The 23,909-nt window shown below is 59.2% G+C and carries 27 protein-coding genes and 1 pseudogene; 17 read left to right on the forward strand and 11 right to left on the reverse strand.

Annotation, left to right across the window (positions count from 1 at the left end):
* Positions 1-30: 30 nt before the first annotated feature.
* Positions 31-375 carry a hypothetical protein gene (locus ACSQ16_RS05985; protein WP_435988704.1) on the forward strand — a complete coding sequence of 115 codons (345 nt, stop codon included), beginning with the start codon at positions 31-33 and terminating at the stop codon, positions 373-375.
* 12 nt (positions 376-387) lie between these two features.
* Here ACSQ16_RS05985 and ACSQ16_RS05990 read toward each other — a convergent pair whose 3' ends face one another.
* Together ACSQ16_RS05990 and ACSQ16_RS05995 are read right to left on the reverse strand one after the other, a co-directional pair.
* On the reverse strand, positions 388-636 hold the full coding sequence (locus ACSQ16_RS05990; protein WP_435988705.1) for a DUF6552 family protein: 249 nt from the start codon (positions 634-636) through the stop codon (positions 388-390).
* Positions 626-1,330, reverse strand: coding sequence for an SDR family oxidoreductase (locus tag ACSQ16_RS05995; RefSeq protein WP_435988706.1), 705 nt, complete (start codon positions 1,328-1,330; stop codon positions 626-628). The genes ACSQ16_RS05990 and ACSQ16_RS05995 overlap by 11 nt, the downstream gene beginning before the upstream one ends.
* Positions 1,331-1,448: 118 nt before the next feature.
* On the opposite strand from ACSQ16_RS05995, the gene ACSQ16_RS06000 reads away from it, so the two are divergent.
* On the forward strand, positions 1,449-2,342 hold the full coding sequence (locus ACSQ16_RS06000) for a LysR substrate-binding domain-containing protein (RefSeq protein ID WP_435988707.1): 894 nt from the start codon (positions 1,449-1,451) through the stop codon (positions 2,340-2,342).
* 22 nt (positions 2,343-2,364) lie between these two features.
* Here ACSQ16_RS06000 and ACSQ16_RS06005 read toward each other — a convergent pair whose 3' ends face one another.
* Positions 2,365-2,847 carry a LysR substrate-binding domain-containing protein gene (locus tag ACSQ16_RS06005; protein ID WP_435988708.1) on the reverse strand — a complete coding sequence of 161 codons (483 nt, stop codon included), beginning with the start codon at positions 2,845-2,847 and terminating at the stop codon, positions 2,365-2,367.
* A 278-nt stretch (positions 2,848-3,125) separates the two neighbouring features.
* On the opposite strand from ACSQ16_RS06005, the gene ACSQ16_RS06010 reads away from it, so the two are divergent.
* The 4 genes from ACSQ16_RS06010 (at position 3,126) to ACSQ16_RS06025 (ending at position 8,021) form a co-directional block, all read left to right on the forward strand.
* Entirely contained in the window at positions 3,126-3,611 is a 486-nt protein-coding gene (locus tag ACSQ16_RS06010) for a transposase (RefSeq protein WP_435988709.1), read from the forward strand.
* Between the two features lie 545 nt (positions 3,612-4,156).
* Positions 4,157-4,903, forward strand: a complete 747-nt coding sequence (locus ACSQ16_RS06015; protein ID WP_435988710.1) for a hypothetical protein — start codon at positions 4,157-4,159, stop codon at positions 4,901-4,903.
* Positions 4,903-7,059, forward strand: coding sequence for a hypothetical protein (locus tag ACSQ16_RS06020; RefSeq protein ID WP_435988711.1), 2,157 nt, complete (start codon positions 4,903-4,905; stop codon positions 7,057-7,059). The genes ACSQ16_RS06015 and ACSQ16_RS06020 overlap by 1 nt, the downstream gene beginning before the upstream one ends.
* Complete coding sequence (locus ACSQ16_RS06025; protein WP_435988712.1) at positions 7,056-8,021, forward strand: ATP-binding protein; 966 nt, start codon at positions 7,056-7,058, stop codon at positions 8,019-8,021. Before ACSQ16_RS06020 ends, ACSQ16_RS06025 begins: the two co-directional genes overlap by 4 nt.
* Before the next feature lie 470 nt (positions 8,022-8,491).
* Here ACSQ16_RS06025 and ACSQ16_RS06030 read toward each other — a convergent pair.
* Both ACSQ16_RS06030 and ACSQ16_RS06035 read right to left on the reverse strand, forming a co-directional pair.
* Positions 8,492-9,299 (reverse strand): annotated as a pseudogene (locus ACSQ16_RS06030) (IS5 family transposase).
* A 163-nt stretch (positions 9,300-9,462) separates the two neighbouring features.
* Entirely contained in the window at positions 9,463-10,008 is a 546-nt protein-coding gene (locus ACSQ16_RS06035; RefSeq protein ID WP_243261335.1) for a TetR/AcrR family transcriptional regulator, read from the reverse strand.
* 126 nt (positions 10,009-10,134) lie between these two features.
* On the opposite strand from ACSQ16_RS06035, the gene ACSQ16_RS06040 reads away from it, so the two are divergent.
* The 5 genes from ACSQ16_RS06040 to ACSQ16_RS06060 all read left to right on the forward strand — a co-directional run bounded on the left by ACSQ16_RS06040 (position 10,135) and on the right by ACSQ16_RS06060 (position 14,440).
* Complete coding sequence (locus ACSQ16_RS06040) at positions 10,135-10,815, forward strand: cupin domain-containing protein (protein WP_243261334.1); 681 nt, start codon at positions 10,135-10,137, stop codon at positions 10,813-10,815.
* A 1-nt stretch (position 10,816) separates the two neighbouring features.
* A complete protein-coding gene (locus tag ACSQ16_RS06045; RefSeq protein ID WP_243261333.1) occupies positions 10,817-11,494 on the forward strand; it encodes an SDR family NAD(P)-dependent oxidoreductase in 678 nt (225 codons plus the stop codon).
* Entirely contained in the window at positions 11,494-12,579 is a 1,086-nt protein-coding gene (locus ACSQ16_RS06050) for a flavin monoamine oxidase family protein (protein WP_243261332.1), read from the forward strand. The genes ACSQ16_RS06045 and ACSQ16_RS06050 overlap by 1 nt, the downstream gene beginning before the upstream one ends.
* Positions 12,580-12,830: 251 nt before the next feature.
* On the forward strand, positions 12,831-13,883 hold the full coding sequence (locus ACSQ16_RS06055) for an MFS transporter (RefSeq protein ID WP_317405788.1): 1,053 nt from the start codon (positions 12,831-12,833) through the stop codon (positions 13,881-13,883).
* A 62-nt stretch (positions 13,884-13,945) separates the two neighbouring features.
* The gene (locus ACSQ16_RS06060) at positions 13,946-14,440 is read left to right on the forward strand and encodes a DUF2938 family protein (RefSeq protein ID WP_243261331.1); all 495 of its coding nucleotides are present in this window, start codon (positions 13,946-13,948) and stop codon (positions 14,438-14,440) included.
* A 336-nt stretch (positions 14,441-14,776) separates the two neighbouring features.
* Here the strand turns inward: ACSQ16_RS06060 and ACSQ16_RS06065 are convergent, their stop codons facing one another.
* Both ACSQ16_RS06065 and ACSQ16_RS06070 read right to left on the reverse strand, forming a co-directional pair.
* The gene (locus tag ACSQ16_RS06065) at positions 14,777-15,160 is read right to left on the reverse strand and encodes a nuclear transport factor 2 family protein (RefSeq protein ID WP_243261330.1); all 384 of its coding nucleotides are present in this window, start codon (positions 15,158-15,160) and stop codon (positions 14,777-14,779) included.
* Between the two features lie 361 nt (positions 15,161-15,521).
* Positions 15,522-16,118 carry a TetR/AcrR family transcriptional regulator gene (locus ACSQ16_RS06070; RefSeq protein ID WP_243261329.1) on the reverse strand — a complete coding sequence of 199 codons (597 nt, stop codon included), beginning with the start codon at positions 16,116-16,118 and terminating at the stop codon, positions 15,522-15,524.
* A gap of 119 nt (positions 16,119-16,237) precedes the next feature.
* On the opposite strand from ACSQ16_RS06070, the gene ACSQ16_RS06075 reads away from it, so the two are divergent.
* From ACSQ16_RS06075 to ACSQ16_RS06095, 5 genes are all read left to right on the forward strand, one after another.
* Positions 16,238-17,263: an aldo/keto reductase gene (locus tag ACSQ16_RS06075; RefSeq protein ID WP_243261328.1), complete on the forward strand. Its 1,026-nt coding sequence runs from the start codon at positions 16,238-16,240 to the stop codon at positions 17,261-17,263.
* 68 nt (positions 17,264-17,331) lie between these two features.
* On the forward strand, positions 17,332-18,282 hold the full coding sequence (locus tag ACSQ16_RS06080; RefSeq protein ID WP_243261327.1) for an SDR family oxidoreductase: 951 nt from the start codon (positions 17,332-17,334) through the stop codon (positions 18,280-18,282).
* 75 nt (positions 18,283-18,357) lie between these two features.
* Positions 18,358-18,864: a hypothetical protein gene (locus tag ACSQ16_RS06085; protein WP_093928258.1), complete on the forward strand. Its 507-nt coding sequence runs from the start codon at positions 18,358-18,360 to the stop codon at positions 18,862-18,864.
* A gap of 114 nt (positions 18,865-18,978) precedes the next feature.
* Complete coding sequence (locus ACSQ16_RS06090; RefSeq protein WP_243261326.1) at positions 18,979-19,137, forward strand: hypothetical protein; 159 nt, start codon at positions 18,979-18,981, stop codon at positions 19,135-19,137.
* Positions 19,138-19,439: 302 nt separating this feature from the next.
* Complete coding sequence (locus ACSQ16_RS06095; RefSeq protein ID WP_243261325.1) at positions 19,440-19,901, forward strand: LysR substrate-binding domain-containing protein; 462 nt, start codon at positions 19,440-19,442, stop codon at positions 19,899-19,901.
* 130 nt (positions 19,902-20,031) lie between these two features.
* On the opposite strand, the gene ACSQ16_RS06100 is transcribed toward ACSQ16_RS06095, so the two are convergent.
* A complete protein-coding gene (locus tag ACSQ16_RS06100) occupies positions 20,032-20,397 on the reverse strand; it encodes a bestrophin family ion channel (RefSeq protein WP_243261324.1) in 366 nt (121 codons plus the stop codon).
* A 107-nt stretch (positions 20,398-20,504) separates the two neighbouring features.
* Here ACSQ16_RS06100 and ACSQ16_RS06105 point away from each other — a divergent pair, with 107 nt between their 5' ends.
* Positions 20,505-20,747 carry a hypothetical protein gene (locus ACSQ16_RS06105; protein ID WP_435988713.1) on the forward strand — a complete coding sequence of 81 codons (243 nt, stop codon included), beginning with the start codon at positions 20,505-20,507 and terminating at the stop codon, positions 20,745-20,747.
* Between the two features lie 21 nt (positions 20,748-20,768).
* Here the strand turns inward: ACSQ16_RS06105 and tcuB are convergent, their stop codons facing one another.
* The 3 genes from tcuB to ACSQ16_RS06120 are packed head-to-tail and all read right to left on the reverse strand — an operon-like array spanning position 20,769 to position 23,888.
* Entirely contained in the window at positions 20,769-21,836 is a 1,068-nt protein-coding gene (tcuB, locus tag ACSQ16_RS06110) for a tricarballylate utilization 4Fe-4S protein TcuB (protein WP_243261323.1), read from the reverse strand.
* Positions 21,826-23,211 (reverse strand): FAD-dependent tricarballylate dehydrogenase TcuA, encoded by a 1,386-nt coding sequence (gene tcuA, locus ACSQ16_RS06115; protein WP_243261322.1) that lies wholly within the window; start codon positions 23,209-23,211, stop codon positions 21,826-21,828. Before tcuA ends, tcuB begins: the two co-directional genes overlap by 11 nt.
* Positions 23,208-23,888 carry a GntR family transcriptional regulator gene (locus ACSQ16_RS06120; protein WP_243261321.1) on the reverse strand — a complete coding sequence of 227 codons (681 nt, stop codon included), beginning with the start codon at positions 23,886-23,888 and terminating at the stop codon, positions 23,208-23,210. The genes tcuA and ACSQ16_RS06120 overlap by 4 nt, the downstream gene beginning before the upstream one ends.
* Positions 23,889-23,909: the final 21 nt, after the last annotated feature.

A 23,909-nucleotide genomic window follows, 5' to 3' on the forward strand; every position in this document is an offset into this window, starting at 1 on the left:
GTCGCCTCGGTTCGCTCACGAGCCCGTTCCGTGCCCTCTTTAATCTTCGAAGACTTGCCCGAGGCGCAGGACGCAGTTCTTGACGTGCTGTTTGAACGGGTCGGGGCCTGGATGGCGGCCGAGACCTCGCATGGGTGCCTGTTCCACGGCGCGGTCGCGGCAGACCCAGGCAGCGAAGAGTTGCGCGCACTGCTGGCGCGGCACAAGGCCGAGGTGGCCCGCCGTGCAGCCGCAGTGACCGGACTCGACGGCCATGAAATCGACCTCTTGGTGATCCTGGAGGGTCTCACGCAGGCTTGGTCGCTGCATTGCGACGCAGCCGTGACTAGCGCGAAGCGGCTGGGGCACGGACTGAGGATGAGCGGCGCCTCATGACGGCGCCCCCCTTCACGTGCGCGCCATGCCCGCCAGCATCGCGCCGAGAGCGACAAAGTGGATCAACATGATCGCCCGGTCGTTCCAGAGCACCCCGACGATCAACCAGCCGAGAACCCCGACGACGAAGAGGTAGAGGTTCCACGGCGTCCAGCCAAAGGCGGTGCCGGCATAGCCAAGGATTTGGATGACGGATGCCACCCATTTCACGACGAAGGCTGCGCGGTCACGGCCCGGCAGGTTAACCGCTTCAAACGCCACGCGTCAGTCCCCCGTCGATCCGCCAGTTCTGCCCGGTGACATAGCCGCCACCCTCGGAGGCGAGCCAGCCGATCAGCGAAGAAACCTCCTCCTCGCGCCCGTAGCGGCCCATCGGGATGCGCGCGCGCCGGTCCTCGGTCTCGGGCAGGCTGTCGATGAATCCGGGCAGCACGTTGTTCATGCGGATGTTTTGCGCCGCGTATTTATCGGCGTAAAGCTTGGCGAAACCGGCGAGTCCGGCCCGGAAGACACCTGAAGTCGGGAACAGCGGATCGGGTTCGAACACCGCGAAGGTCGAGATGTTGATGATCGCCCCGCCGCCCTGCGCCTCCATGATCGGCGTGACCAGCCTTGTGGGGCGGATGACGTTCATCAGGTAGACGTCGAGCCCCGCGTGCCAGTCTTCGTCCGTGATCTCGAGGATGTCGCCCTTGGGGCCGTGGCCTGCCGAGTTCACCAGCACGTCGACCCGTCCCCAGCGGTCCATCGCGCCGTCGACCAGACGCTTCAGGTCCTCGACCAAACGGTTGGAGCCGGTGACCCCGAAGCCGCCAAGCTCATTCCCCAAGGCCTCGCCCTTGCCTGAGGAGGACAGCACCCCGACCTTGAAGCCATCGGCTGCCAGCCGTCGAGCCGCATCCGCGCCCATGCCGCTGCCGCCCGCCGTGATCAAAGCTACTTTTTCTATCGTCATCTCAAAATTCCCCTTATCTTTCCCGTGGCGTCCATTTCGCCTATGCATACTGAGATACGAAGAAGAGACGCCTTCGACCAGCCAAGCGGAGCTGTTGCGTGGGTGTAGGAGAACTATTGTGACCAGCGAAGCCAATCTGCCGTCCCTGAACGGCCTGCGCGCTTTCTCGGCTGCTGGCAGGCACCTGTCCTTCCGTGCCGCGGCAGAGGAACTGGGCGTCACACAGGGCGCCGTGGCGCAGCATGTGCGCGGGCTCGAGGAGCATCTCGGCCTGCGCCTGTTCCTGCGCGAGCCGCGGGGGCTCAGTTTTACAGAGGAAGGGCGGGCCTACCATGCTCCAGTCTCCCGGGCTTTCTCCCAGCTTGTGGACGCGATCGGCGCGCTTATGGACACACCCTCGCGGGTGACGATCAGCGTCACCCCGACCTTTGCCTCGAAATGGCTGATCCCGCGGCTCGCCGAGTTCACCGAGGCCCATCCGGGGATCGACCTCCGGATCACCGCGACCGAGCGGGTCATGAGCTTCCACGCCGACGGCATCGACCTCGCCGTGCGGCAGGGGCGCCCGCCGTTCGGGGCGAGCCTGCGCGCCGAGTTGCTGTTCCCGCAGGAGATCATTGCAGTGTGCTCGCCGCATTTGGTGGCACCGGACGCCTACGTCGACGCGGCCGCGCTATCCCGGCTGACCCTGCTGCACGATGCGCACAATCTTTGGCCGCAGTTCCTTGAGATCGCCTTCAAAGACGTGCCCATAGCGCCACGCAGCCTGCACTTCAGTCAAACGACCCTAAGCCTTGACGCTGCCTTGGCCGGTCAGGGCGTCGCCCTGGCCAGCCGCTTCCTGGTGCAGCGAGACCTCGATGCGAGACGCCTTGTGCTTCCTATCGGGGCCGCACTCGATGGCGGTCAGGGCTTCTATGCTCTCCTGCCTCGTCAGGGCGCATCCGAAGCGGCAATTTGGGTGACGGAGTGGCTACAAAGTATGGCGCGTGAGGAAGTCCGGAAGGGGTGATGTCTCGGCTTCTTCATTCGCTCTATTCGGAACGACTCCCCAATTTCGCGTTCAGAAAGTCCATAAACACGCGGGTCTTTGGGGTCAGCACGTAGGTGCGGAGATAGATTTGCCACAGCACCGATCGGTCGTTCATCTTCCACTCGGGCAGGACACGGACCAGAAGGCCCATCGCGATCTCGCCAGCCACGTTCCAGGGGGAGTTCATCGACAGACCGGCCCCCGCCAGCGTCGCCTCACGTTGCGCGTCGCCGTCGTCCAGGATCGTCCGGCAGGTCATACTTGCCGGCTCCAACAGAGCCGTCTCGCCCTGCAGGTTCACGAGTTCACGCGGTTCTAGATTGCCCGAAGCGATGTGTTCGTGGCCGGACAGATCCGTTGGCGTCTGCGGCATGCCGCGCCTGTCGAGGTAGGCCGGCGCGGCACAGAGGATGCGGACCCTCGCAAGTCTTGGCTGGGTTTCCGATCTCAAGACTTCGCCGCCAGCACATTCCGTTGTTTTCACACAACCTCTGTGCGCAGATGGGGAAAGCACCGTTTAGCGAGGTGCAACTCGGAGGGCAGGTGTCCGCATGCGCACGGGTTTCGGCTTAATTTCCGTGCAATGTATGAGTGTTTCCGAGACCGCAGCGTAATCTTTGCGAAAGGATTTCCTCGCGCGGCTTTGCGGAATTGACGGATGGCTGATCTGTTGAAGCTGCGCCGCAGCGCGCGTGGCGGTCATGAACGGCCAGTATGGGCCGGGAGTGTCATTCCTGCGATATTAGAAAGGGTAGGATAACCATGACGGAGCTGCTTGAATTGGATCCTTTCAGTAGTCACTGGACGCGGCTTTCCATGGCGCTCCCAATAGGCGGCGTACGAGAGTGTTTCAAAACGGAAACCGCTTGCGTCAGCCGGATGCGGAAGGTGCGCTGGCCTGAGGGCGTGAAGTGCCCAGGTTGTGGCTCGGCAAGCATTGGTCGGATCAAGACGCGAAAAAATTATCAATGCTGTGTTTGCCGCCGTCAGTTCTCTGTCACGACGGACACGATCTGTCACCGGACACATCTTGGTCTCATGACCTGGTTCATCGGCGCCGAGACGATGATTGCGGCCCACGCGAAGGGCAGGGCACAAGATCTTCTGACCTCCGAGAGGTTGAGCGGGAAGCTCGGAGTTACCTACAAAGTCGCTTATCAACTGCGGAAGAAATTGAGAGCTGACCTTTTGCAGCAGGGCGGCGGCCTTCTGGGACACTGTATCTGTGTCGGTCCGTCGGCCATCTAACCACATCTGGTACTATCAGTTCTGACGCGCCCTTTGTTCAATCACGTCTCGTTGCCTGATGAGTAAAAGGGACGAATAATTTCCAAAAAATTCTGCCCAGCCATATCACTCTGAATCTCGGCGCATAATTGCTTGGATAACGGATCAGTAACCAACTGGTCGGGAAGGACTGCAATTGAAGACGACAGGGAGAAGACCGGAGAAGGACACCAAAGGAGATGCTGAAAGAAACGCTGAGCGCAAAGAAATTCGCATTAAAAACAACCGCTTGACTCGAATCGGCTAGGAAAATCTAAGGAATCTCAAATTTCTTACTTTGGATTTTCACTACCTCCGCAGAGATAATCTGGAACACTGCAAAGGAGCAGCGACCCGGAACACAAAAAAAAGCACGCCCTTAAGGCGTGCTCCTAAAGTTGGGGCAATGATCGCCCATCTACGCTTGCCACCGTAGAGGCCGCAAATGGCCCAGGCAAGAGCGATCAAGGGCCTCGAAAACAGTAACTTTAACCCGAATGAGATGTCATTTTGGGGCCGGAGAAGTCATGTCGACACTAAGGGAACCAGATCTTGCCTATGACCCCCATAGGCTCGAAAAGCAGCCAGCGCTGGTGCTGCCAGCGATCTATGGTGTCTCGCCATATGACGGCGCCCGAAATCCGCTTACCCGTAGCAACACCGCACATCGGATTTGCGCGCCGTTGGTGACGCCGGCAACAAAGGGCATTCCCAAGGCTTACTATTTCGATGGTGAGGCCGAATGGGCGGTTGCTCTGGAAACGCTTCTCGATCCTGATCTGTATGCACTCGACGTGCAGCTGCCATTCTTTCATTTCAGGTGGACTGAAGGGGCTAAGGTCAAATTTCCGAAGCATTTTTTCGACCTCCGTATAACGCTGCGCAATGGCTTTCGTCTTGCAATCTACGTGAAGAATGGCAGTAGGCTTGGCCGGAGAGAGACGCAGGACGAGATCGCGGCGATCGAAGAGGCCATGCCAAAAGATTTGGCCGACGACATGATTGTCGTGAACGGTGATGACTATACCCGTCCGTTCCGCATCAACCTTTTCCAGTTCTGGATCGTCGGGGACGACCGCGACGACGAAGCGGATGCACATGTCGAAGAAAAAGCACGCAGCAGTTCTTATTGGTCAGCGGAGGATCTTGTTGGGCAGTGCAACTTGCCGCCGAATAGAGCGTTTCCTGCGATCCAGCGGCTGATCGCACGGCGCGTTCTCGGCGCTGATTGGTATTCGGTCATTTCTCTGCAGTCTCGTGTCTGGATGAACTGATGTCCGGGTGGCCGCAATATAAGATACCGGTGGGATCAACCCTTGATCTGGATGACGTGCGCTGGTGCGTCACCGGGAAAGATCAAGGAAAGATCTTCGTCGAAAGTCTTGAAAGCGGTGAAATCACTCAGTTCTCAATGGCTTGGTTGCAAAAGAAAATCGAGGACTTTTCGTGCAAGGTGAAAACGCCACTCGAGGAGGCGAAGAGGGAGGAGCTGCTCCAGTACACTGGTGGTTTCGAACGGCTCGAAAATATCAAAAGCAAAGAAGAACGTCTGAATATTCGCGCGAGGCTGAGTGTTGTTCTCGCCATCGAGGAGTTGGAGAAAGAGGGTTTTAAAACGACGCAGCGCTTCCTTTCAACTGACGGGGCGCGGGCAAGATTGATGGAAGATGCAAAAGAGTTCTCTGGCGATCGCCACATCTTCAACAAGGCAAAAATCGGCAGTGCCAACTCGCCTTGGACCCTGCCAAAGGGGCGTACACTCGCCGATTGGCTCGCCACTTATCGCTATTTCGACCGCAACGAAGTTGTTTTGATGAGCCGCCACCATATGAAAGGCCCGAAGGGACAGGCACGGTGCAAGCTCAGCAAACCGCAGCTACGCTTCATCCAGTATGTGCTGTCGATCTGGTTGAGGGTCCGGAAGCCAAAGCTCGCGCCACTCTATCGCAAAGCCATGACAAAGTTTAAAGTGTCACCTCAGGAGCGAGCTGAAGGTTTCGTGTTCCCGACCCTTACTTCGATTTACAACTGGCGCCATGCCATTTCGAAGCTGGTCGAGACCATTGCGCGTGAAGGCGAACGGCATGCTGTGAACCTCATCGGCGCAGGCCAGACCGAAATTCGCGCTCAAGCTTTCGGCGATGAAGCCGAGACCGATCAGCTTCTCATTTCCTTGTTCATTAATGACGATGGAATGGTCCGGGCGCGCAAGCTCTCCGAGGCAGAGGAGAACGAGGAGCCTGCTCCGAACGAGATCCGCCGTGTCTGGCTTCACTACATGATTGATATTGCAACACGTATGCCACTGGCGTGGGTCCTTGCAGAAAGTGCCGACTCGGACACCACCATGCAGCTTATTCGGATGGCAACACGTAGCAAGGAACGGGAAAAGATCAAGTACGGTTGCAAGGCAACGCCCGCGCCGCCAGTGCGGCTGAGAAAGGTTGTTTCTGACAACGGTACTGCCGTGCGCAATGGTAAGGTCGCTGCCGCTCTCTTGGGGATGGGGACGGTATACAAGACCACCAGAACCTATCATTCAAACGACAAGCCGTACGTGGAAAGTGCATTCCGGACCTTTGAATATCAGGTCGTCGGCTTCGAAAATGGATACACCGGAGGTAAGCCCGGAGCATTGCCGGGAAGTGATCCGCGGCGGGAAGCCACGCTTACACTCGATGCATTTTACAGGACAATTACCCGGTACTTCATTGATGAAGCTCCGCATCAGCAGCATCGTGGCACCGGCATGTACGGCGCGACGCCCGCGCAAAAACTCCGCGAGGTCCGCAAGAAACACCGTGAGATCAAAGCGCCGGACGTGGATAATCGTCAGATTCAGTTGGGTATCACAAAAGAGTTCACGATTAACGGCCAGGGAGTTCAGCCCTTCGGCCTTCCGTTTAGCTCTACGGCGCTGCGTCAGTTTGATGGTGGAAAGGGCAAGAAAGTCCTGGTTCACATCGACCCGGATCGTTTGCACGACGCCCTGATTACCGCGGAGGGCTATTCGGGAGAGCCGATTAAGGCCCACCTTAGTATGACTGCAGTAAGGGACTGTACCTTGGCCGAGTTTCTGCAGCTGAAGCAAAACGCTGTCGAGGCTGATCCCCATCTGAAGGAAATTGACGATCAGGTCCTTCAGGACGCCTTGGCAAGGCGGGCTGAGGCTTCCGGCATGTTCCCGGACTCAGATGAGCCCCTTAACTACACCCGACTTGCAGAGATGGAACGGAGTGCTGAAAGGCTCGCCCGCGTCGAATGCCGCCCCAAGGAAACATACGCAGGGGCCGTGCGTGCTGGATCGATTATGGATCATGCCAGAAGCGCTTCCGCCGTAAGAAACAACTCTGAAGCGCCTGCCACCGCCTCAAGCGCTGAGAGCCCTAAACACAAAACCTTTGGAAAGATAACGGAGAGCAAACTGTGAGTGACTTTGTAATCGATGAAATTGTGGATGCATCTGCCAGCTTCAATGGCCGTCTCTTTCCGCTCGCTAGGGCTGCCAAGCTGAAGCGCGAGTTCGCGACCATGTTCAGTGGTCACTTGGGGCGTTTGAAGAGCGGGTTTTATTTCGAAGGGGAGGTATTGGTTGTTACCGGTGCGAGCGGCGCCGGGAAAACCACCGAAATCGAGAAACTCTTGCGCGAGTTCAACCTGAGTCAGGCTGCCTTGCCGAATGGCACCAGCGCACGCTTTGAAACCTGCGTTTTGGACCGGAAGGGTACATGGAAAGACCTTGGCAAGAACACCCTTCATGCCATGCGCTTTCCGATGTCAGACAAGGCCCGTGTCACGCAGGCCCAGATCGGTCGCCGCATCAAGCAGCAAGGGGAAGACCAAGGGGTTGTTGGTGTATGGTACGACGAAGCGCAGCACATCCTTGCACATAAGAAAGAACAGGCGTTGGAGGAGGTTCTGGACTGCTTCAAGACGATGGTAAAAGGGCCGGCTTGGCCGATGATGTTGATCCTGTCGGGCGTGCCAGAACTGGGGGATTACATCCCCCAACTCGAACAGCTGTTTCGGAAGGTGACACACGTCCGGCTCGATGACATCAATTTCGAGGAGGACGCTGAAACCGTTAATAGCATCGTCGGGAGCTACGCCTTGGAGGCAAAGCTCTCCGTTGCTGATGAACTCCAGACCGGGGATTTCCTCCATCGCCTCGTGACCGCAGCGGCGTTCCGATGGGGATTGGTATTTGAGCTGGTCATCAAAGCTGTGGGAAAAGCACTTGTAGAGCATTCGACGGAATTGAAATTGGATCACTTCGTTCAGGCTTGGAGTTCGAAAACAGATACGAACCCGGTTGCGACCCCATTTACCCATAGCGGTTACGTCACGATGTTTCGGCGCGATGCACCTTTCATGGCATCCATTCTTCCCTGAGCTCATCCAATTTCAACAAAGAAAGGCCCGCGCATTGCGCGGGCCTTTTTCGTTCCGGCAGTGTGAAAAATCTGGGACCTAAGTGTTAAATTGGGGGGGAGTTCGTTGCGCACGCTTTATGGTTTTTGCGCATGCAATTACGTTTTACACGCGGTCTTCGATATTCAGATTAACATATTGTAATCATTTACTTAATATGGAAGATCGGACCTGCGCCAAAAATTAGCTTTACGCACGCTTCTCCTTGGACTGCCTGGCTTTTTGTTGTTTTGTTCTGACCACCAATAAATAGCCAGCGGCCGGGCTGAAATGTCCATCTCGCAAGCAAAATAAGTCAATCGGGCGGAAACGCCCGATTTTTGCGTTTCAGGCGCCCTTATGGGCTAAATAGAGGGCCCCGCCTCTCAGAAGGGATATGGGGCGGGGTTTTGGCGAGCAAAAACAATTTTTCAGTTTTTCGTCCACCACAGCTATTCGGATATGTCGCCGCAAAGCCAGACCGAGCAATCTAGGATCAGGACACATAGCCAATAGATCACGGTTGCCGCAATGCGATGGCTGAGAGGAAGACCTTCGGGCAGCGGTCGTATCGGGTCGCCACACGTCGCCAATCCTTGAGCCTGCCGAACATGATCTCGATCCTGTTGCGTCGCTTGTATGGGCGTTTGTCGTACTTCACAGTCTTCTTGCGTTGTTTTCTACCGGGAATGCAGGCGCGTATCCCTTTGTCTTTCAATGCTTCTCTGAACCATTCGGCGTCATACCCGCGGGCCCCGAGCAACCAGTCGACATCCGGCAGGCTGCCCAACAATGCCCGTGCTCCGATGTAGTCGCTAACCTGCCCGGCCGTGACAAACAGGTTCAGGGGCTGGCCTTCGCTGTCGCAGATGGCATGCAGCTTTGTGTTCATGCCGCCCTTTGTGCGGCCAATCAGGCGTCCGCGTCCCCCTTTTTGACGCCCATGCTGGTCGCTGTTCGGTGGGCTTTCAGGTAAGTGGCGTCGATCATCACAGTCTTCTGTTCGCCGTGCTCGGCAGCCAGGCCGGCCATCATCCGGGCGAAGATGCCCTTATCGCTCCACCGCTTCCTGCGATTGTACAGCGTCTTGTGCGAGCCATAGGCTGTGGGCGCATCGCGCCAACGTAACCCATTGCGATTGATAAAGATAATCCCGCTCAATACACGCCGGTCATCGACACGTGGTTTGCCGTGGGACGTCGGGAGGAAGGGTTCAAAGCGTGCCATCTGCGCCTCTGTTAGCCAGAAAAGGTCAGACATGTTCACCGCTCGATTTTCAAACCGTGAATCACGCCACCACGCGGAAATCAATGGGTCCTGACCCTAATCGCGTAAACTCGAAAAAGTGGACGTTCAGTGCGGCGATCGAGTTTGTCGATGCGCAAAGGCAGCTAATGGCAGCCGAGAGCGCTCCATATCGACGTCAAATCTTGGCGATACTTCGGATCGCGGCCTTGGCGATCTGGTCGAACATCGCACGATCGTCGGAGGATGAAGCAACGATCATGCCACCCTCCAGCGCCGCGACGATGAGGCAGGACGTGTCTTCGGGGTTTTGAACGCTATGGCGTTGGAACAGGTCAAGCAGCCACATCCTGTTCATTTTGAAGAATGCCTTTGTTTTCTGGTTAACATTCTTGGGCAGCCCGATCGCTTCTGCTCCCATAATTGCGCAAAGACAGATGGTTTCGTCCAAGACCAGCGCCTGAGAGTAAAGCGCAACGTAGCTGTCCAACGCCGTTTGCAAGCTGGCCGTGTCGATCTGTTCAAGTTCCTCTTTGAACTGGCTGGTGTAGCGATCAACCAAAGCTTCGCCCAGGTCGGGTTTGGTCGGAAAGTGATAGTGAACGCTTGCGCTTTTGATGCCGACATCGCTTGCCAGGTCGCGAAAGCTCATCGCCGAGAAACCCGCACCACGGACACGCTTTTCAGCGGCATCAAGGATTTTGTCTTTCATTGTCTGCGGCATGCAAAGCTCCTGTCTATCATGTGGTAGATAGGTGTTGACAGGGGGGAGGGCAATATCTAACTGAATGCCTATCAACTGATAGGTGGCTATGTGGCGCCGCTGCGCGCTGAACCGGAAGGATGTACCATGGACCTGAACGCAAATTTTGATGAACGTGCTGTTGTGCATTCGGACAGGGAGCCGTGGGTTGCATCCCCGATGAAGGGCGTGGACCGGCGGATGCTGGACCGGATCGGGGATGAGGTCGCGCGGGCGACGACCATCGTCCGCTATGCGCCGGGCAGCGCGTTTTCGGCGCACACCCATACCGGCGGCGAAGAGTTTCTGGTGCTTGAGGGCGTGTTTAAGGATGAACACGGTGACTTTCCGGTCGGCACCTACGTGCGCAACCCGCCAACGTCTTCGCACACCCCAAGCTCGGCCGAGGGAGCGACGATCTTCGTCAAGCTGTGGCAGTTCGACATGGATGACCGTCAGCAGATCACCATAGACACCACTACCCAGACCCCGCAGCCGGTGCGTGCGGGTGTTTCAGAGATCCCGCTGTTCGAGGATGCGCACGAACGGGTGCGGATCGAGCTTTGGGAGCCCAACGTGGCAGTGACACAGGCCGGCCACAGCGGGTTCGAAGCCCTTGTGGTCGAAGGAAGCTTTATCGAAGGGGATGAGGTCTTCAGGGTCAATTCCTGGCTGCGCCTACCGCCCCACACGCCGCTGAACGCTGTTTCCGGGCCTGATGGGGCGCGGGTTTGGGTCAAATCCGGCCATCTTTCGGAAACGCCAACAGCCCCGAATGTCGGGGGATAAGATGTCAGATCCACTTGCAATCATTGGAGGGGCGGGTGCCGGTCTTGGGCAGAGCTTGGTGCGCGCCTTTGCTCAGAACGGCTATAGTTCCATCGGCCTCAACCGCTCGGTTTCCAATAGGACGGCGGGCACGACACTTACCGTCGATCTGTCCGACCCTGATCAAACAGCCCAAACCGTTTCGGACCTGATCCAAACCCATGGGGCACCAAAACTGGTGGTTCACAACGCCGCGAAGCTGGTGATCGCAGGGTTTGAAGATACCACGACTGCAGATTTTGAGGCGACATGGCGTGCGATGGTGCTTTCGGCGGTCAATCTGGGCCGAAGCGTGTTGCCTGCGATGGTGGAAGGCGGCGGTGGCACCTTCATCGTCTCCGGCGCAACAGCGAGCCTGCGCGGCGGCAAGAATTTTGCGGCCTTTGCCTCGGCTAAGGCGGGGTTGCGGGCGTTGACCCAATCGCTGGCGCGTGAATATGGGCCGCAGGGTATCCACGTTGTGCATGTGGTTCTTGACGGAATTGTCGACACGGATGCCAGCCGCGCCTTGCACAGTATGAACCCTGCAAGGATGATGAAACCGGAGGATATTGCCCGCACCTATCTGGCGCTGGCGGATCAACCACGGTCCACCTGGACGCATGAGCTGGACCTCAGGCCGATGGGAGAGGCGTTCTGATGCAGACCGATGTTCTGATTGTGGGCGGTGGTTTGTCGGGTCTTGCGCTTGCAGACCATCTGGCCCGCCAAGGCCGCGATTTCTTGCTGGTTGAAGCGCAGGACCGCCTTGGCGGGCGTATCCTTACACAGGAGTTTTCGGGCGGTGCCTTCGACCTTGGGCCCGCGTGGTTCTGGCCGGGCCAGCCGCGCATGGCGGCCCTCGCGGAACGCTTTCAGATCCCTGTGTTTGGGCAGTTCTCGACAGGTGACTTGGTCTATCAACAGCAAAACGGCACCGTGCAGCGCGGGCGCGGCTATGCCTCTATGGAGGGGTCCTACCGCTTGGCCGGTGGGATCGGCTCTGTGGTCGATGCTTTGGCCAAAGTGTTGGATCCGGCGAAGATCATGACCAGCACGCGGCTGACGTCGGTCGACCATTCGGCGGGCAACATCACGGCGCAGGTTGATCAAAACGGCACAGCGCAGATCATCACGGCCAACAGGATCGTGATGGCCATGCCGCCTCGGGTCATTGCCGATAGCGTTTCCTTTGAGCCCGCGCTGGATGCGGGCCAAATGCAGGCATTGCAAGACGTGCCGACCTGGATGGCCGGTCAGGCCAAGATCGTTGCGGTTTACGACCAGCCTCATTGGCGACATGCCGGGCTGTCCGGCGACGCCATGAGCCAGCAGGGGCCGATGGTCGAAATCCACGATGCTTCGCCAAGGCAGGGCGGTCCCTATGCGCTATTTGGTTTTGTCGGGGTCCCTGCGGATGCGCGTGCCCAGCACAAAGATGAGATGATGCGCCTTGCGGTGACGCAGCTTACGGCGATGTTCGGTCCGGAAATGGCCAACCCGATGCACCTTGTTTTGCAAGATTGGGCGACCATTCCCCACATCGCGCGCCCACGGGACCGACAACCGGTTCGAAGCCACCCCCGCTATGGTTTGCCGTCCAACCTGCATGCCCTTTCAGCACGCGGAATGATATTTGCGTCGACCGAAACCGCCCCGGAATTCGGAGGCTTTCTTGAGGGCGCATTAGAGGCGGCCGAACATGCGGCCAGCACGCTGGCGCTGTACGAGCCCATGCAGACCTGATCACCACCCGCCCGCATGGGTTTGGGCATTCAATAGAAAAATGAAAACACGCCGCGCCAAGCCAATCCAACGGGCATGGTGGCCATACGGATGAAAAATGATGACACAGACGATAGACAGGACTGAAACCGCCGGGTTCCGGCGCAACCTGACGGTGCTGATCCTCGCCCAATCTTTGGGGGCTGCCAGCGGACCGATTGTAATCTCGCTGGGGGGGATTGGTTGGCCAGGATCTTGCGACTGACCCTGCTTTGGCGACCCTTCCGGTCAGCATCTATAATCTTGGGCTTGCCCTTGGAATGGTGCCTGCCGCTTGGATCATGCGACAATACGGGCGGCGCGGCGGTTATCTTCTAGGCGCGATGATCGGCGTGTTCTCGGGATTGGTCGCCGCTGGTGCTATATCCTTTGGGACGTTCACATTCTTCTGTTTGGGAACGTTTCTGGCGGGGCTTTATGCGTCTTATGTACAGTCTTACCGTTTCGCAGCTGCCGACGGGCGCGAAGGGGCCGACAGGGGGCGGGCCATTTCATGGGTCATGGACGGCGGCCTGGTCGCTGCCATTATCGGCCCGCAACTGGTGATTGCCGCGCGCGACGCTGTGCCGGGGGTGCCCTTTGCGGGAAGTTTCCTGAGCCACGCGGCGCTGGCGCTCGTCGCGTTTTTTGTTCTGACCCGGTTAAGGGGCCGCCAACCCGCAGCGACAGCCCAAACGTCTTCCGATGACGGGGGGCGTACCGTGCTCCAACTTCTGGCTTCGCCGAAATACATGCTTGGGGTCGCCGCTGGCGTGGTGTCTTACGGGCTTATGTCATTCGTCATGACGGCGGCACCGCTGGCGATGGTCGGATGCGGGCATTCGATTGACCACGCGGCATGGGGTATTCAGTGGCATGTGCTGGCGATGTTCGCGCCAAGCCTTGTGTCGGGCAAGCTGATCGCCCGGTTCGGCAAGGAAAAGGTCACCGCCGCTGGCCTGATCATCATCGGCATTTCAGGTGCTGTTGCGCTGACCGGTCTGGATCTGAGGCATTTCTTCATCTCTCTCATCCTTCTTGGGATTGGATGGAACTTTGGCTTCATCGGGGCCACTGCGATGGTGGCCGCCGCGCATACGGAGGCCGAGCGCGGACGTGCCCAAGGGCTTAATGATTTCGCCGTCTTCGGCACAGTCGCGGCACTTTCGTTCTTTTCCGGCGCGTTGATGCAGGCGTCGGGATGGCATCTCATCAATCTCTTGATGTTTCCCTTCATCCCCGTCGTGCTTGCGCCATTGGTCTGGCAAGCGGCGCGACGTTTGTAAGTGCCGCGCCGAAAGGCCTCTGAGATTAGCAAAAGAATGCAAACCAAAAGGACAAACTCAACATGCCTAATTTACAAACTCTCATAACAGCGACCCTTGTAGGGATCGGCGGCACGTTGATTTTCGACGCGGTTATGGCCCTTATGGCTCGGTTCTTAGGGTACACGGCCACGAATTGGCGCATGGTCGGGCGCTGGATGGGTCATATCCCCAATGGGCAATTCATTCAGCGCAGTTTGAAAGACGCCAAACCGATCCTTGGCGAAACCATACTGGGCTGGTCGTTCCACTACGCCATCGGCATCGGCTATGGACTACTCTTGGCTTTGATCTGGGGCGCGGATTGGTTTGCTGATCCCCAGCTTGCGCAGCCCATGAGCCTTTCTATTGCTTTGCTTGTCTTGCCGTATTTTATCATGATGCCGGGCATGGGGCTGGGTATCGCAGCGTCGCGGGCGCCTTCTCCGAATGTTGCCCGGTTGAAAAGCGTTTTCGGCCATTCGGTTTTTGGCCTTGGCCTGTTTCTTGCGGCGTTGGTGTTGGAAATCGTTTCCTGAAGTACGCAATTTCTTTCTTGGTATGCAATACAGCCGTGAGTGGCCTGACAAAGTAGAACCTTAAAGGCGGCAGTCATATGACACCTCCCTCAGGGCCAGCCCGCGCACAGTCTGAAGGAGAGGCGATGGGTCATCGCGGCACCAAGCCAGTGCGAGGGACAAATAGGGAGCCGGGCCTTCGAGATCGACAATACGCATGTCAGCCTTGATCGCGCTATCGATGCGACTGGTCACAAAGCTCACTCCCAAGCCTGCGACAAATTTCGAATAGCTTTGACCTTAGGTACATCTCCTGACCCTTAGTTGCTGCATCGTGCTCGAACGGCATCCATTGCTTCAAAACATGCCATTGTCGTTCTTACTATGCACAGGCATTTCCTGAAGCACGTCCCAATGCTCGACGATCTTCCCTTCCTTATCGAGACGGAAAATGTCCATGCCTGCATAGTCGGGGCCGTTGGGCCATAGCTGATGGCAATGCAGGATCACATGATCGCCGTCCACGAATGACCGCTTGACCTCGACATGTTTGCCCGGATGTTCGCGGGCCATCCGTTCGAAATAGTCAACGAAGGCCGCCTTGCCGTCCGCCACATGGGGATTGTGCTGAATGTAATGCGCTCCGGCGTAGCGCGCGATGGCGTCTGCGGGGCGGCAATCATTGAACATCATTTCGTAGAAAGCGATGACGTTGGCCTTGTCGGTCTCTGGATCACGCATGGTCTTCCTTTCTGAACCTGTCGTTATCATGGGGCATGTCTGCGGGGATTTCTGAGAGAGTATCACGATGCTCCACTATCTTTCCATCTTCGACGCGGAGGCGGTCTCCGTCGAGGTGCGGTCAAGCTCTGTCAACTATTGTTGGGGCACCCTTGCCGAGATGGGGTCCAACGGAAAACGGGTTATTCGGGCGGCGTGATAGGTTTTTCTGGTCAGGCCATCTCAAGCGACATCAGGTCTGCTGTTGATGACGCTCCGCACTGGCCCGTGCAAGATCGGCGATCGCCTTGTAGGAGGATACGTCGGAACTGCGCCGATAGATGCAATAGAGGGGAAGCGGAGGCAGCTGCACATCTACCCCTCAGTCTTTCTCGCCGTAATGCGCGAGGAACATGTCCAGGCAATCGGCGATCACCGCCTCTGCGTCGACATCGGCCTTTTCGCCCAAAAGGAACTCCGGCCACATCAGGAAATGCTTGATCATCGACAGGAGCTGCCCGGCGGCAAGGCCCGGTTCGGCCCGCCGCAGCGCGCCAGCCTGCATGGCTTCGGCGATCAGCGCCTGTATCGGGCCGTCCTGCATCGCGGCTTTGGCAAAAAAGGCCTGGGCGAGATCCTGATCGCGCAACAGCTCTGACATTACCAGCCGGTTGAGGCCCATGTATTCTGCGCCCGAGAGGTGGCCTATGTAATCCCGCGCCGCCGCGATCAGCTGTTCTCGCAGTGGGGCCTGAGGGTCGTAGCGCAGCTTCGGCGTGGCGGCGATCTGCTCGAGCAGGATGTCAGTGATAGCTTGGAACAGCACCTCCTTGCTCTCGAAATGTTTGTAGAGCGTGCGCTTCGAAACCTCGGCCAATTCGGCGATTCTATTCACCCGCGCCGCCGGAAACCCCTGTTCGCGGAACTCCTGGATTGCGGCGTCCAGAATATCTTTTCGTTTCTTTTCAGTCAGTTTCATCGGATATACCCCGTTCGGCCGAAAAAATGTAAACACGGGGGTTTACCAAATGCGTCCTCCTTACTAAGTAAACATCGCAGTTTACAAGCGCAAGCGCCGCGGCTCGAAAGGACATCACGATGAAATACAAGCAGCTTGGACATTCCGGTCTCTATGTTTCCGAACTGACGCTGGGCACCATGACCTTCGACAACGAAGACGGCAGCTATGCCGATCTGGTGGGCGCCACCGGTCAGGAGCTGGCAACACGCATGGTCGATCTGGCCATCGAGGCGGGCGTTAACATCTTCGACACCGCCAATGTCTACAGCTCGGGCGTCTCGGAAGAGATGCTTGGCGTGGCGCTTGGCGCGCGCCGTCAGGACACCCTCATCGCCACCAAGCTCTACAACACTATGTCCACCGGCCCGAACGATCTGGGTACCAGCCGGCTGGCCATCATGCGTGAGGTCGAGGGCAGCCTGAAGCGGCTGGGCACCGATTACATCGACCTCTACCAGGTGCATAACTTCGACATCACCACGCCGCTGGAAGAGACGCTGCGCGCGCTCGACGACCTCGTGCGGCAGGGCAAGGTGCGCTACATCGGTCTGTCGAACTTCGCCGGTTGGCAGATTGCCAAGGCGGATGGCGTGGCGCGGCTTCTGGGCACCGAGCGCTTCGTCTCGGCGCAGTCCTACTACAGCCTCGTCGGCCGCGAGCTTGAGCGCGAGATCATTCCCGCCGTGCGCGACCTCGGTCTCGGCACCTTTATCTGGAGCCCGTTGGCCAGCGGTTTCCTGAGCGGCAAATACACCCGCGAGGCCGAAGGCTCCGGCCGCCGCGCCGCCTTTGACTTCCCGCCGGTCGCCAAGGAGCAGGGCTTCGACATCGTCGAGACGCTGGCGCAGATCGCCGAGGAAAAGGACGCCTCGGTGGCGCAGATTGCCCTGGCCTGGCTGCTGCACAAGCCCGGCGTCACCAGCGTCATCGTCGGCGCCCGCAAGGAAGCGCAGCTGGTGGACAACCTGAAAGCCGCCGACATCAGCTTGAGCGAAGCGGAGATGGCGCAGCTCGACGAGGTCAGCGCGCTCAAGCCCGAATACCCCGGCTACCTGCCGGTCTGGCGGCGCGGAGACACGCTGTTCAGCCAGCTTCACGACTGAAGCAAAGACAGCGCGCCCGGATCATACCCGGCCCCCCCCTCCATAGACCCATACCAAGGATCAGACAGATGGCTGATACGACTTTCGGACCCAGGGGCTGGACGCCCGCACGCCTCGGCAATCTTGCCGGCAAGACCTACGTCATCACCGGCGCCAATGCGGGCGCGGGCTTTCAGGCCGCGCGCATCCTGCTCGGCAAGGGCGCGGAAGTGGTGATGCTGAACCGCAGCGCCGAGAAATCCACCGCTGCCGTTAGCGAACTGAAGCAGGAGTTCGGCACCGCCGCGCCCGTGCGCTTTGTCCGCATGGACCTGGCCGAACAGGCCTCTGTCCGCAAGGCCGCCGAAGAGGTTCTGAAGACCACCCCGCGCATCGATGCGCTGATCTGCAACGCCGCCATCGCGCAGGTGCCGACCCGCCAGTTGACCCCCGACGGTTTCGAGAGCCAGTTGGGCACCAACCACTACGGCCACTTCACGCTCTGCGGGATGCTGTTCGACTGCATCGAACAGTCGCAGGGGCGGATCGTTGTCGTTGCCAGCCTCGGCTACAACATGGGCCTGAAGACCATCCGCTTCGACGACATGAACTGGAACGCGGGCTACGGCGCGAACACCGCCTATTCGCAGAGCAAGCTGGCGCAGATGATGTTTGCCTACGAGCTTCAGGACCGGGCAGAGGCCGCCGGCCGCAACGTCGAAGTCTATGTCTGCCACCCCGGCTCGTCGGCGACCTCGTTGATCTCGACCAGCGGCAGCCGGACCATGCGCGCCATCTGGTGGCTGATGACCAAGACGCCGATGGTCCAGAGCGCCGAGCAGGGGGCCTATCCGGAGGTCATGTGCGCTACCGAAGAGGCGCTGACCGAGCAGCGCGCGCTCTATGGCCCGACCGGCACCCGCGAGTTCGTCGGCCCGGTGGGCAAGGGCACGCTGAACGCGCATGCCTACGACAAACCGGTCATGGCCCGGCTCTGGGAGCGGTCCGAGCAGGACACCGGATTTACCTGGACGCTCTGAGCCCATCGACAGTTCGGGGCGTCTCCGGGATCACCGGACGCCTCGCCTTCAACCCTCTGATCGAAAGGTCATCCCATGGACATCGTGAAAGCCGCCAGCGACTGGGCGCGGTTCGAAATGCACTCCGGCGCGGTCTTCGCCGCCTTCGGGCTGGCCTTCCTGCTCGCCGGCCTGGGGTTTCGGCAGTGGGGCGGCACCGATTTCTCCCGCGCCTTACTTGTCCCGATGCTGGTGGCGGGTGTGTTGCTGCTGATCCTAGGCGTCGGCTTGGGCTTGCTGGGGCAGAGCCGTCTGGCAGCGGTGCCTGCGACTTATGCCAGTGATGCCACCGCGTTCCTGACCGCCGAGCTTGCCCGCACCGACAAGGTGCTGAACGACTATCGCATCCTGGCCTTTCGCCTGTTCCCGGCGATCATTGCCCTCTGCGCCTTGGCGATCCCCTTCCTCGACGGGCCCTATTGGCGCGCGAGCCTGATCACTGCTATCGCCTTGTTCACGGTTCTTATCCTCATTGACAGCAACGCCAACGCCCGACTTCAGGATTACAGGCAGCAGCTGTCGATGGCAGAAGCATCAACGTGATCACTGGCGACCGGGCTGGAGTGTAAGGAGTGCCCCAGCAGGGCACAGGTCTTCTCAGCTAAGCTGCGCAATACGGAACGGCAGCATGCCGGTCAGCGTATCGGCGGACAACGCATGACCAAACGTATTCTCATCTTTGGCACGACCGGCACCGTGGGGTCGGGTGCCCTTTTCGAATGCCTGGATCATCCGGAAATCACGGAAGTGATCGGCGCGCCATTCAAATCAGAGATTTGGCCGTTCAATTCGTCCCGCGACAGCAAAGCGGCATAGGCATAGGCTAGTTCGGAGCGGGTCGTGTACCCGCATTTACCGTCTCCCGCGCTGTTGGCGATCTTGGCCTCGGTCTGGCGGTTGCTCTGCACAACCGGCGAGAAGCGGTCCCATCTTCGGGGCCCTGAATGCTGGTGTAGACGATCTTGCGAACGCCAGCGGCCTAGGCCGCCTCGATCACATTGCGGTGCTGGCCGATGCGGTCTTCGGGCGAGGCCGATGACCGAGGCGTGATCTGTTCGTTCTGTGAGTTTGCGGGCGATTTCCTGACCGAGTTGTCCTGAAACGGCGGTGGTTTTGATGTGAATATCCGCGCGGGCTGGCTCGACGACAGTGCGATGATGTCGCGTAAACTGGGCGAAAGCGCGCGCGCCTTGGTGGTCGGCAGCGACTATGCCGCAACGTGCCCGGCCCCCGAACATCCTTGCGATCTGGAAGACTGGGACTGGGTGCGCTACCGACATCGCTCAGACTATACCCGCCTTAGCGGCCCCGGTGGGGAAGAGGCGAAAGTTCTGGGCCAAGCCCGGCTGGAAGTGGACAGCGTGGATGCCCTCTACCATTTCGCCTGCAAGAACCTTGGCGCCACGGTTCTGCCCGAGCATCTCGCCGCCCGGGGGGAGGCGGAGGGCAAATTGAGCCGCCTGTTCCCCGATTGGCGGCTGAAACCGTTGGGAATTTTTGCCGTCTGGCCAGACACCTCGCGGCGCGAGAACCTCACGCTTCTGTTCGTTCGGTTTTTGGCAAAAGAGCTCCATCAATAGGACGGTGCCTATTGGGCCATTTGGTCCCGCATGAAGGGGGCATCTGCCACGTCGCCTTAGATTCCCTCATGGTGCGGCCAAATGAGCCTTTCGCTGAACGAAGCCCCGCCGAAAGCCGCATTCCAGCGGCTCAAGTCAGCACATAGTTTTCCAAGGTTCGCATCGCGGGCGCCTCTTGGCCCAAGGCTTCACAGGCTGAAATCTTGATCACACGACAGATCGCGTCGAGGGACAGGCCGTTCTGGACGTTGCGAAACGGATGTTCCAATTCGTTGGTGACGGCTTGCAGGCCAAAGAATACACAGGCGACCACCGCCGCGAAGACCGGGGCGAACCAGCTCGTCGCCTCGATAAGTGCGAAGGGCAGTAGCCAGCAATAGAGGTATATCGTGCGGCGCACCATAAGCGAGTAGACGAACGGCAAGGGCGTCGTGGCGATGCGATCGCATCCGGCTTGCGATCGCGCCAGTGAGGAGAGCGTGTTGGAAATGGTCATCTGCCCAGAGCCATTGATGGTCCCAATGCGCCCTGATCCAGTCAGCCATCCCTCTGAGGGCCGCATCTGCTGGGGCGGGGCAGGAAATCTCGACGCGTCCGTTCCAGTTGGTCACGGGCCGTGTCTGGCGCGGGTCGGCCTTTGGCGGGGTAAAGGGCCGCTCCGAACTGCCAGACCATGTCGAGCGCTATAGGAACGGCGAATTCAAGCTGAATGATTTTATCACCCACACCATGGGGCTGGAAGAGATCGATCAGGCTTTCAAACTCTTGCATGACGGGAAAAGCATCGGCTCGGTGAATGAGCGCCTCCCGGTCGCGCCGTCTGTCGGCGCGGCCGGGGCGATCTGAAAGCGTTGCTGGAGCACAGCGTCAGACCGTCTCGTGCCGCTGCGCATCCCTGACCAGTGCGGCCATTCGGTAGAACCCATGGGCCATCTTGGTGAAAGGCGTGAGTAAGAAAAATGCAAGCACCGCGCCAAGGTGGATGACCAAAAGCCCCGGCATCCAGCCGGTGCCCCCTGCCGCATAGAGCAGCAGCCCCGATAGTCCGACAAACCCCAGCAACCCGGTAAAGGCTATTTCGCCGCCAAAGGCATTAGTCGCGCCGAGTGATTTGTCAGACCGCAGCTTGAGCCAGACCATCTTGCTACAGCCCAACACCAATAGAACACCGCCCGAAAGCCCGAGGATCTTGGGGGCGGAAAACAGCCCGTAGGGGGCGGGCATATCGAGCAGGTAATGCATCAGCGTCGCCACGCTGGTCGAAGCGAAACACAGCAGAAAGCCATACATGATTGCCTGATGCGCATAGCGGCGGGAATGGGTGAAGCGGTCTTCGTCTTCAAAGTTGCAGCCGTCGCCGTGGCCGCCCTTGAGGTTGCGCATATTGGCAACCGAGCCGATGGCTCCGCTTAGGTGAGATAGGCGGACCGGGGCGCCGCCCACCGTTTGCCAATAGCGCCGCAGCCCGATGGCGATACTGAACAGCGGAAACAGAAAGGCGGGCATAAAAATCGCCACCATCGCATTGTGAGACAGCACCGCATAAAACCCCTCACCCCCCGCAGCGGCCAGCGCACGGGCAGCCCAGAAGAGCAGGGCAAAGCCCAAAACAGTGGCGAGCACGATGGCGAGGCCGTTTTTCTGGAAGGCTTTCCCGGCGGCACGTGGAAAGGCGAACTCCTCCCAACTGTCTTGGCGCACATCGGCCAAGGCTTGCGGCAGGTTCAGTTCAAACTCATGCGGGGCGGTGTATTGGCAGGCATAATAGCAGCCTCGGCAGTTGTGACAGAGGTTCGCCAGTTGGGTCAGGTCTCCGTCCGAGAAGGCGCGTTCGGCCTGAAGGGCAGGGAAGACCGAGCAGTACCCCTCGCAATAGCGGCAGGCGTTGCAGATTTCGGCCTGACGGCGGGCCTCTTGGAGTAAATCAATTTGCATGGGCTGCGGCCTCCTTGCCTGCGATACGTCCGAAAACGGTGCCGATGGTCATGCCGAAACCGGCGAGGTAGCCTTGGCCCAAGATCGACCCTGCCATGGTTTCGCCCGCCGCCCAGAGATTGCTGACAAGGCGGTCGTCAATGGAGCATTGCGCGTTTTCGTCAACCTTCAGGCCGAGATAGGTAAAGGTGACGCCAGTGCGCAGCGAATAGCCGTAGAACGGCGGCTCGGTGATCGGTCGCGCCCAGTTGGTTTTGGGTGGGGTGAGGCCGGAGGTCGCCACGCCATCAAGCTCGGTGGGGTGGAAGGCACTATGATCGCCGCAGGCTTCGTTGAATTCGGCCACGGTCTGCTCTAGCGCGTCGGCGGGTAGGCCCATTTTGCCCGCCAGTTCCGCCAGCGTATCGGCTTTGATTGGTGGAAAAACCGAAGGCATGAACAGGTTCAGCGATTTCGCGTCGATAATGACATAGCCGACCTGATCGGGCTGGGCGGCCACCAGTCGGCCCCAGATGGCGTAGCGTTTGGGCCAGACATCCTCGCCTTCGTCATAGAACCGCTGTGCGTCTTTGTTCACGACGATGGAGAAGGGCACGCAATCCAGCCGCGTGACGATCCCGCCGTCGAACTTCGGCGCGCGCCCGTCGATTGCGACGGCGTGGCATTGGGTCGGGTCGCCGACCTGTGCGATGCCTTGATCCAAGAGGTCTGCCAGAACCACGCCGCGGTTATAGGGCGTGCCGCGGATCAAGAAGTTCTTTGCCGCTGGCCCCCATGCGCGGGCCAACCAGTCGGTGTCCCCCTGAAAGCCGCCAGAGGCAACGACGACGGATTTGGGCGAGAGGCTCTTGGCGGCCCCCTCATGGGTGTAATCCACCCGCGTTACCCGGTCTCCTTCCAGCTCCAGATGGGTGACGGCAGCTTCATAGAGCACATCCACCCCCAATCCTTCGGCGGTGCGGTAATAGGCATTCACAAGGCTTTTGCCACCGCCACGGAAAAACGCATTGGTGCGCGCCAAAGAGAGGGTGCCCGAAAGCGACGGCTGAAACCGCACGCCATGTTCTTCCATCCATGGCAGGCATTCCTCAGAGGTGCGGATGGCAAGGCGCGCAAGATGTTCATCGGTCTTGCCACCCGTCACCTTCATCAGATCGGCAAGATATTCGTCTTCGGTGTAGCTTTCGACCAGCGGCCCCAGTGGCCCGTGGTGCATGCAGCGGAAGTTGCGGGTATGGCGGGAATTGCCGCCCCGGTAGGGTTTCGGTGCCGTTTCAAGGATCAACACGCGGGCGCCCGTTTCGGCGGCGGTGATCGCGGCACAAAGGGCTGCATTGCCGCCGCCGATCACGACGATATCGTAGGCTACGGTCACAGTAGGTCTCCGTCATAGGTCTGATCGCGCGACGGCTGTGCGCGCAGGGCGCGAACACGGACTCGCTGAGCCGCTTCGATATGCGCGCGCATGGCAGCTTCAGCGAGAGTAGCATCGCGGGCCTTGATCGCGTCCAGAACGCCAAAGTGCTCCTCTACCGCTCTCTCGGCGCGGGCAGGGTCGGTGAGGGTTGTCGGGCCGAGGATCATCAGCGTCTTTTGCAGCGTATGGATCGACCGGGTCAGAAAACGGTTCTTTGCGGCGTCCAAGAGGGCTGCGTGAAACTGACGGTTTAGGGTGAAGGCTTCGGGCACATTGCCCAGAGTGGCAAGCTGCTGGTTCATGTCCTGCAGTTCTTCGATTTCGATGTCCGACGCGGCGCGGGCGGCCAGTCGCGCGGCGGTGCCTTCCAACACGGCGCGCATCTCGTAAAGTTCCATCACCTCGGCGTAGTCGAGCGTGCGGATGCTCGCCCCTTGCCGTGGAATATGCGCCACGACGCCGTCGGCCTCCAACTGGCGGATCGCCTCGCGCACGGGGGTGCGGGAGACGCCCAGACGGTCGGCCAGTTCGGTTTCACGCAGCCTGTCGCCGGGGTTCAGCCGACCGGCACGCAGTTCGTCCATCAGTTGCGCATAGGTAGAGTTGCCCTGCGGTGTGCGGTCTTCATCGCTCATGGAAACGTCCCTAGGTTCGCT

The organism is Sulfitobacter sp. SH24 (assembly GCF_965641895.1).
In the GTDB taxonomy this organism is placed as follows: Bacteria; Pseudomonadota; Alphaproteobacteria; order Rhodobacterales; family Rhodobacteraceae; genus Sulfitobacter; species Sulfitobacter dubius.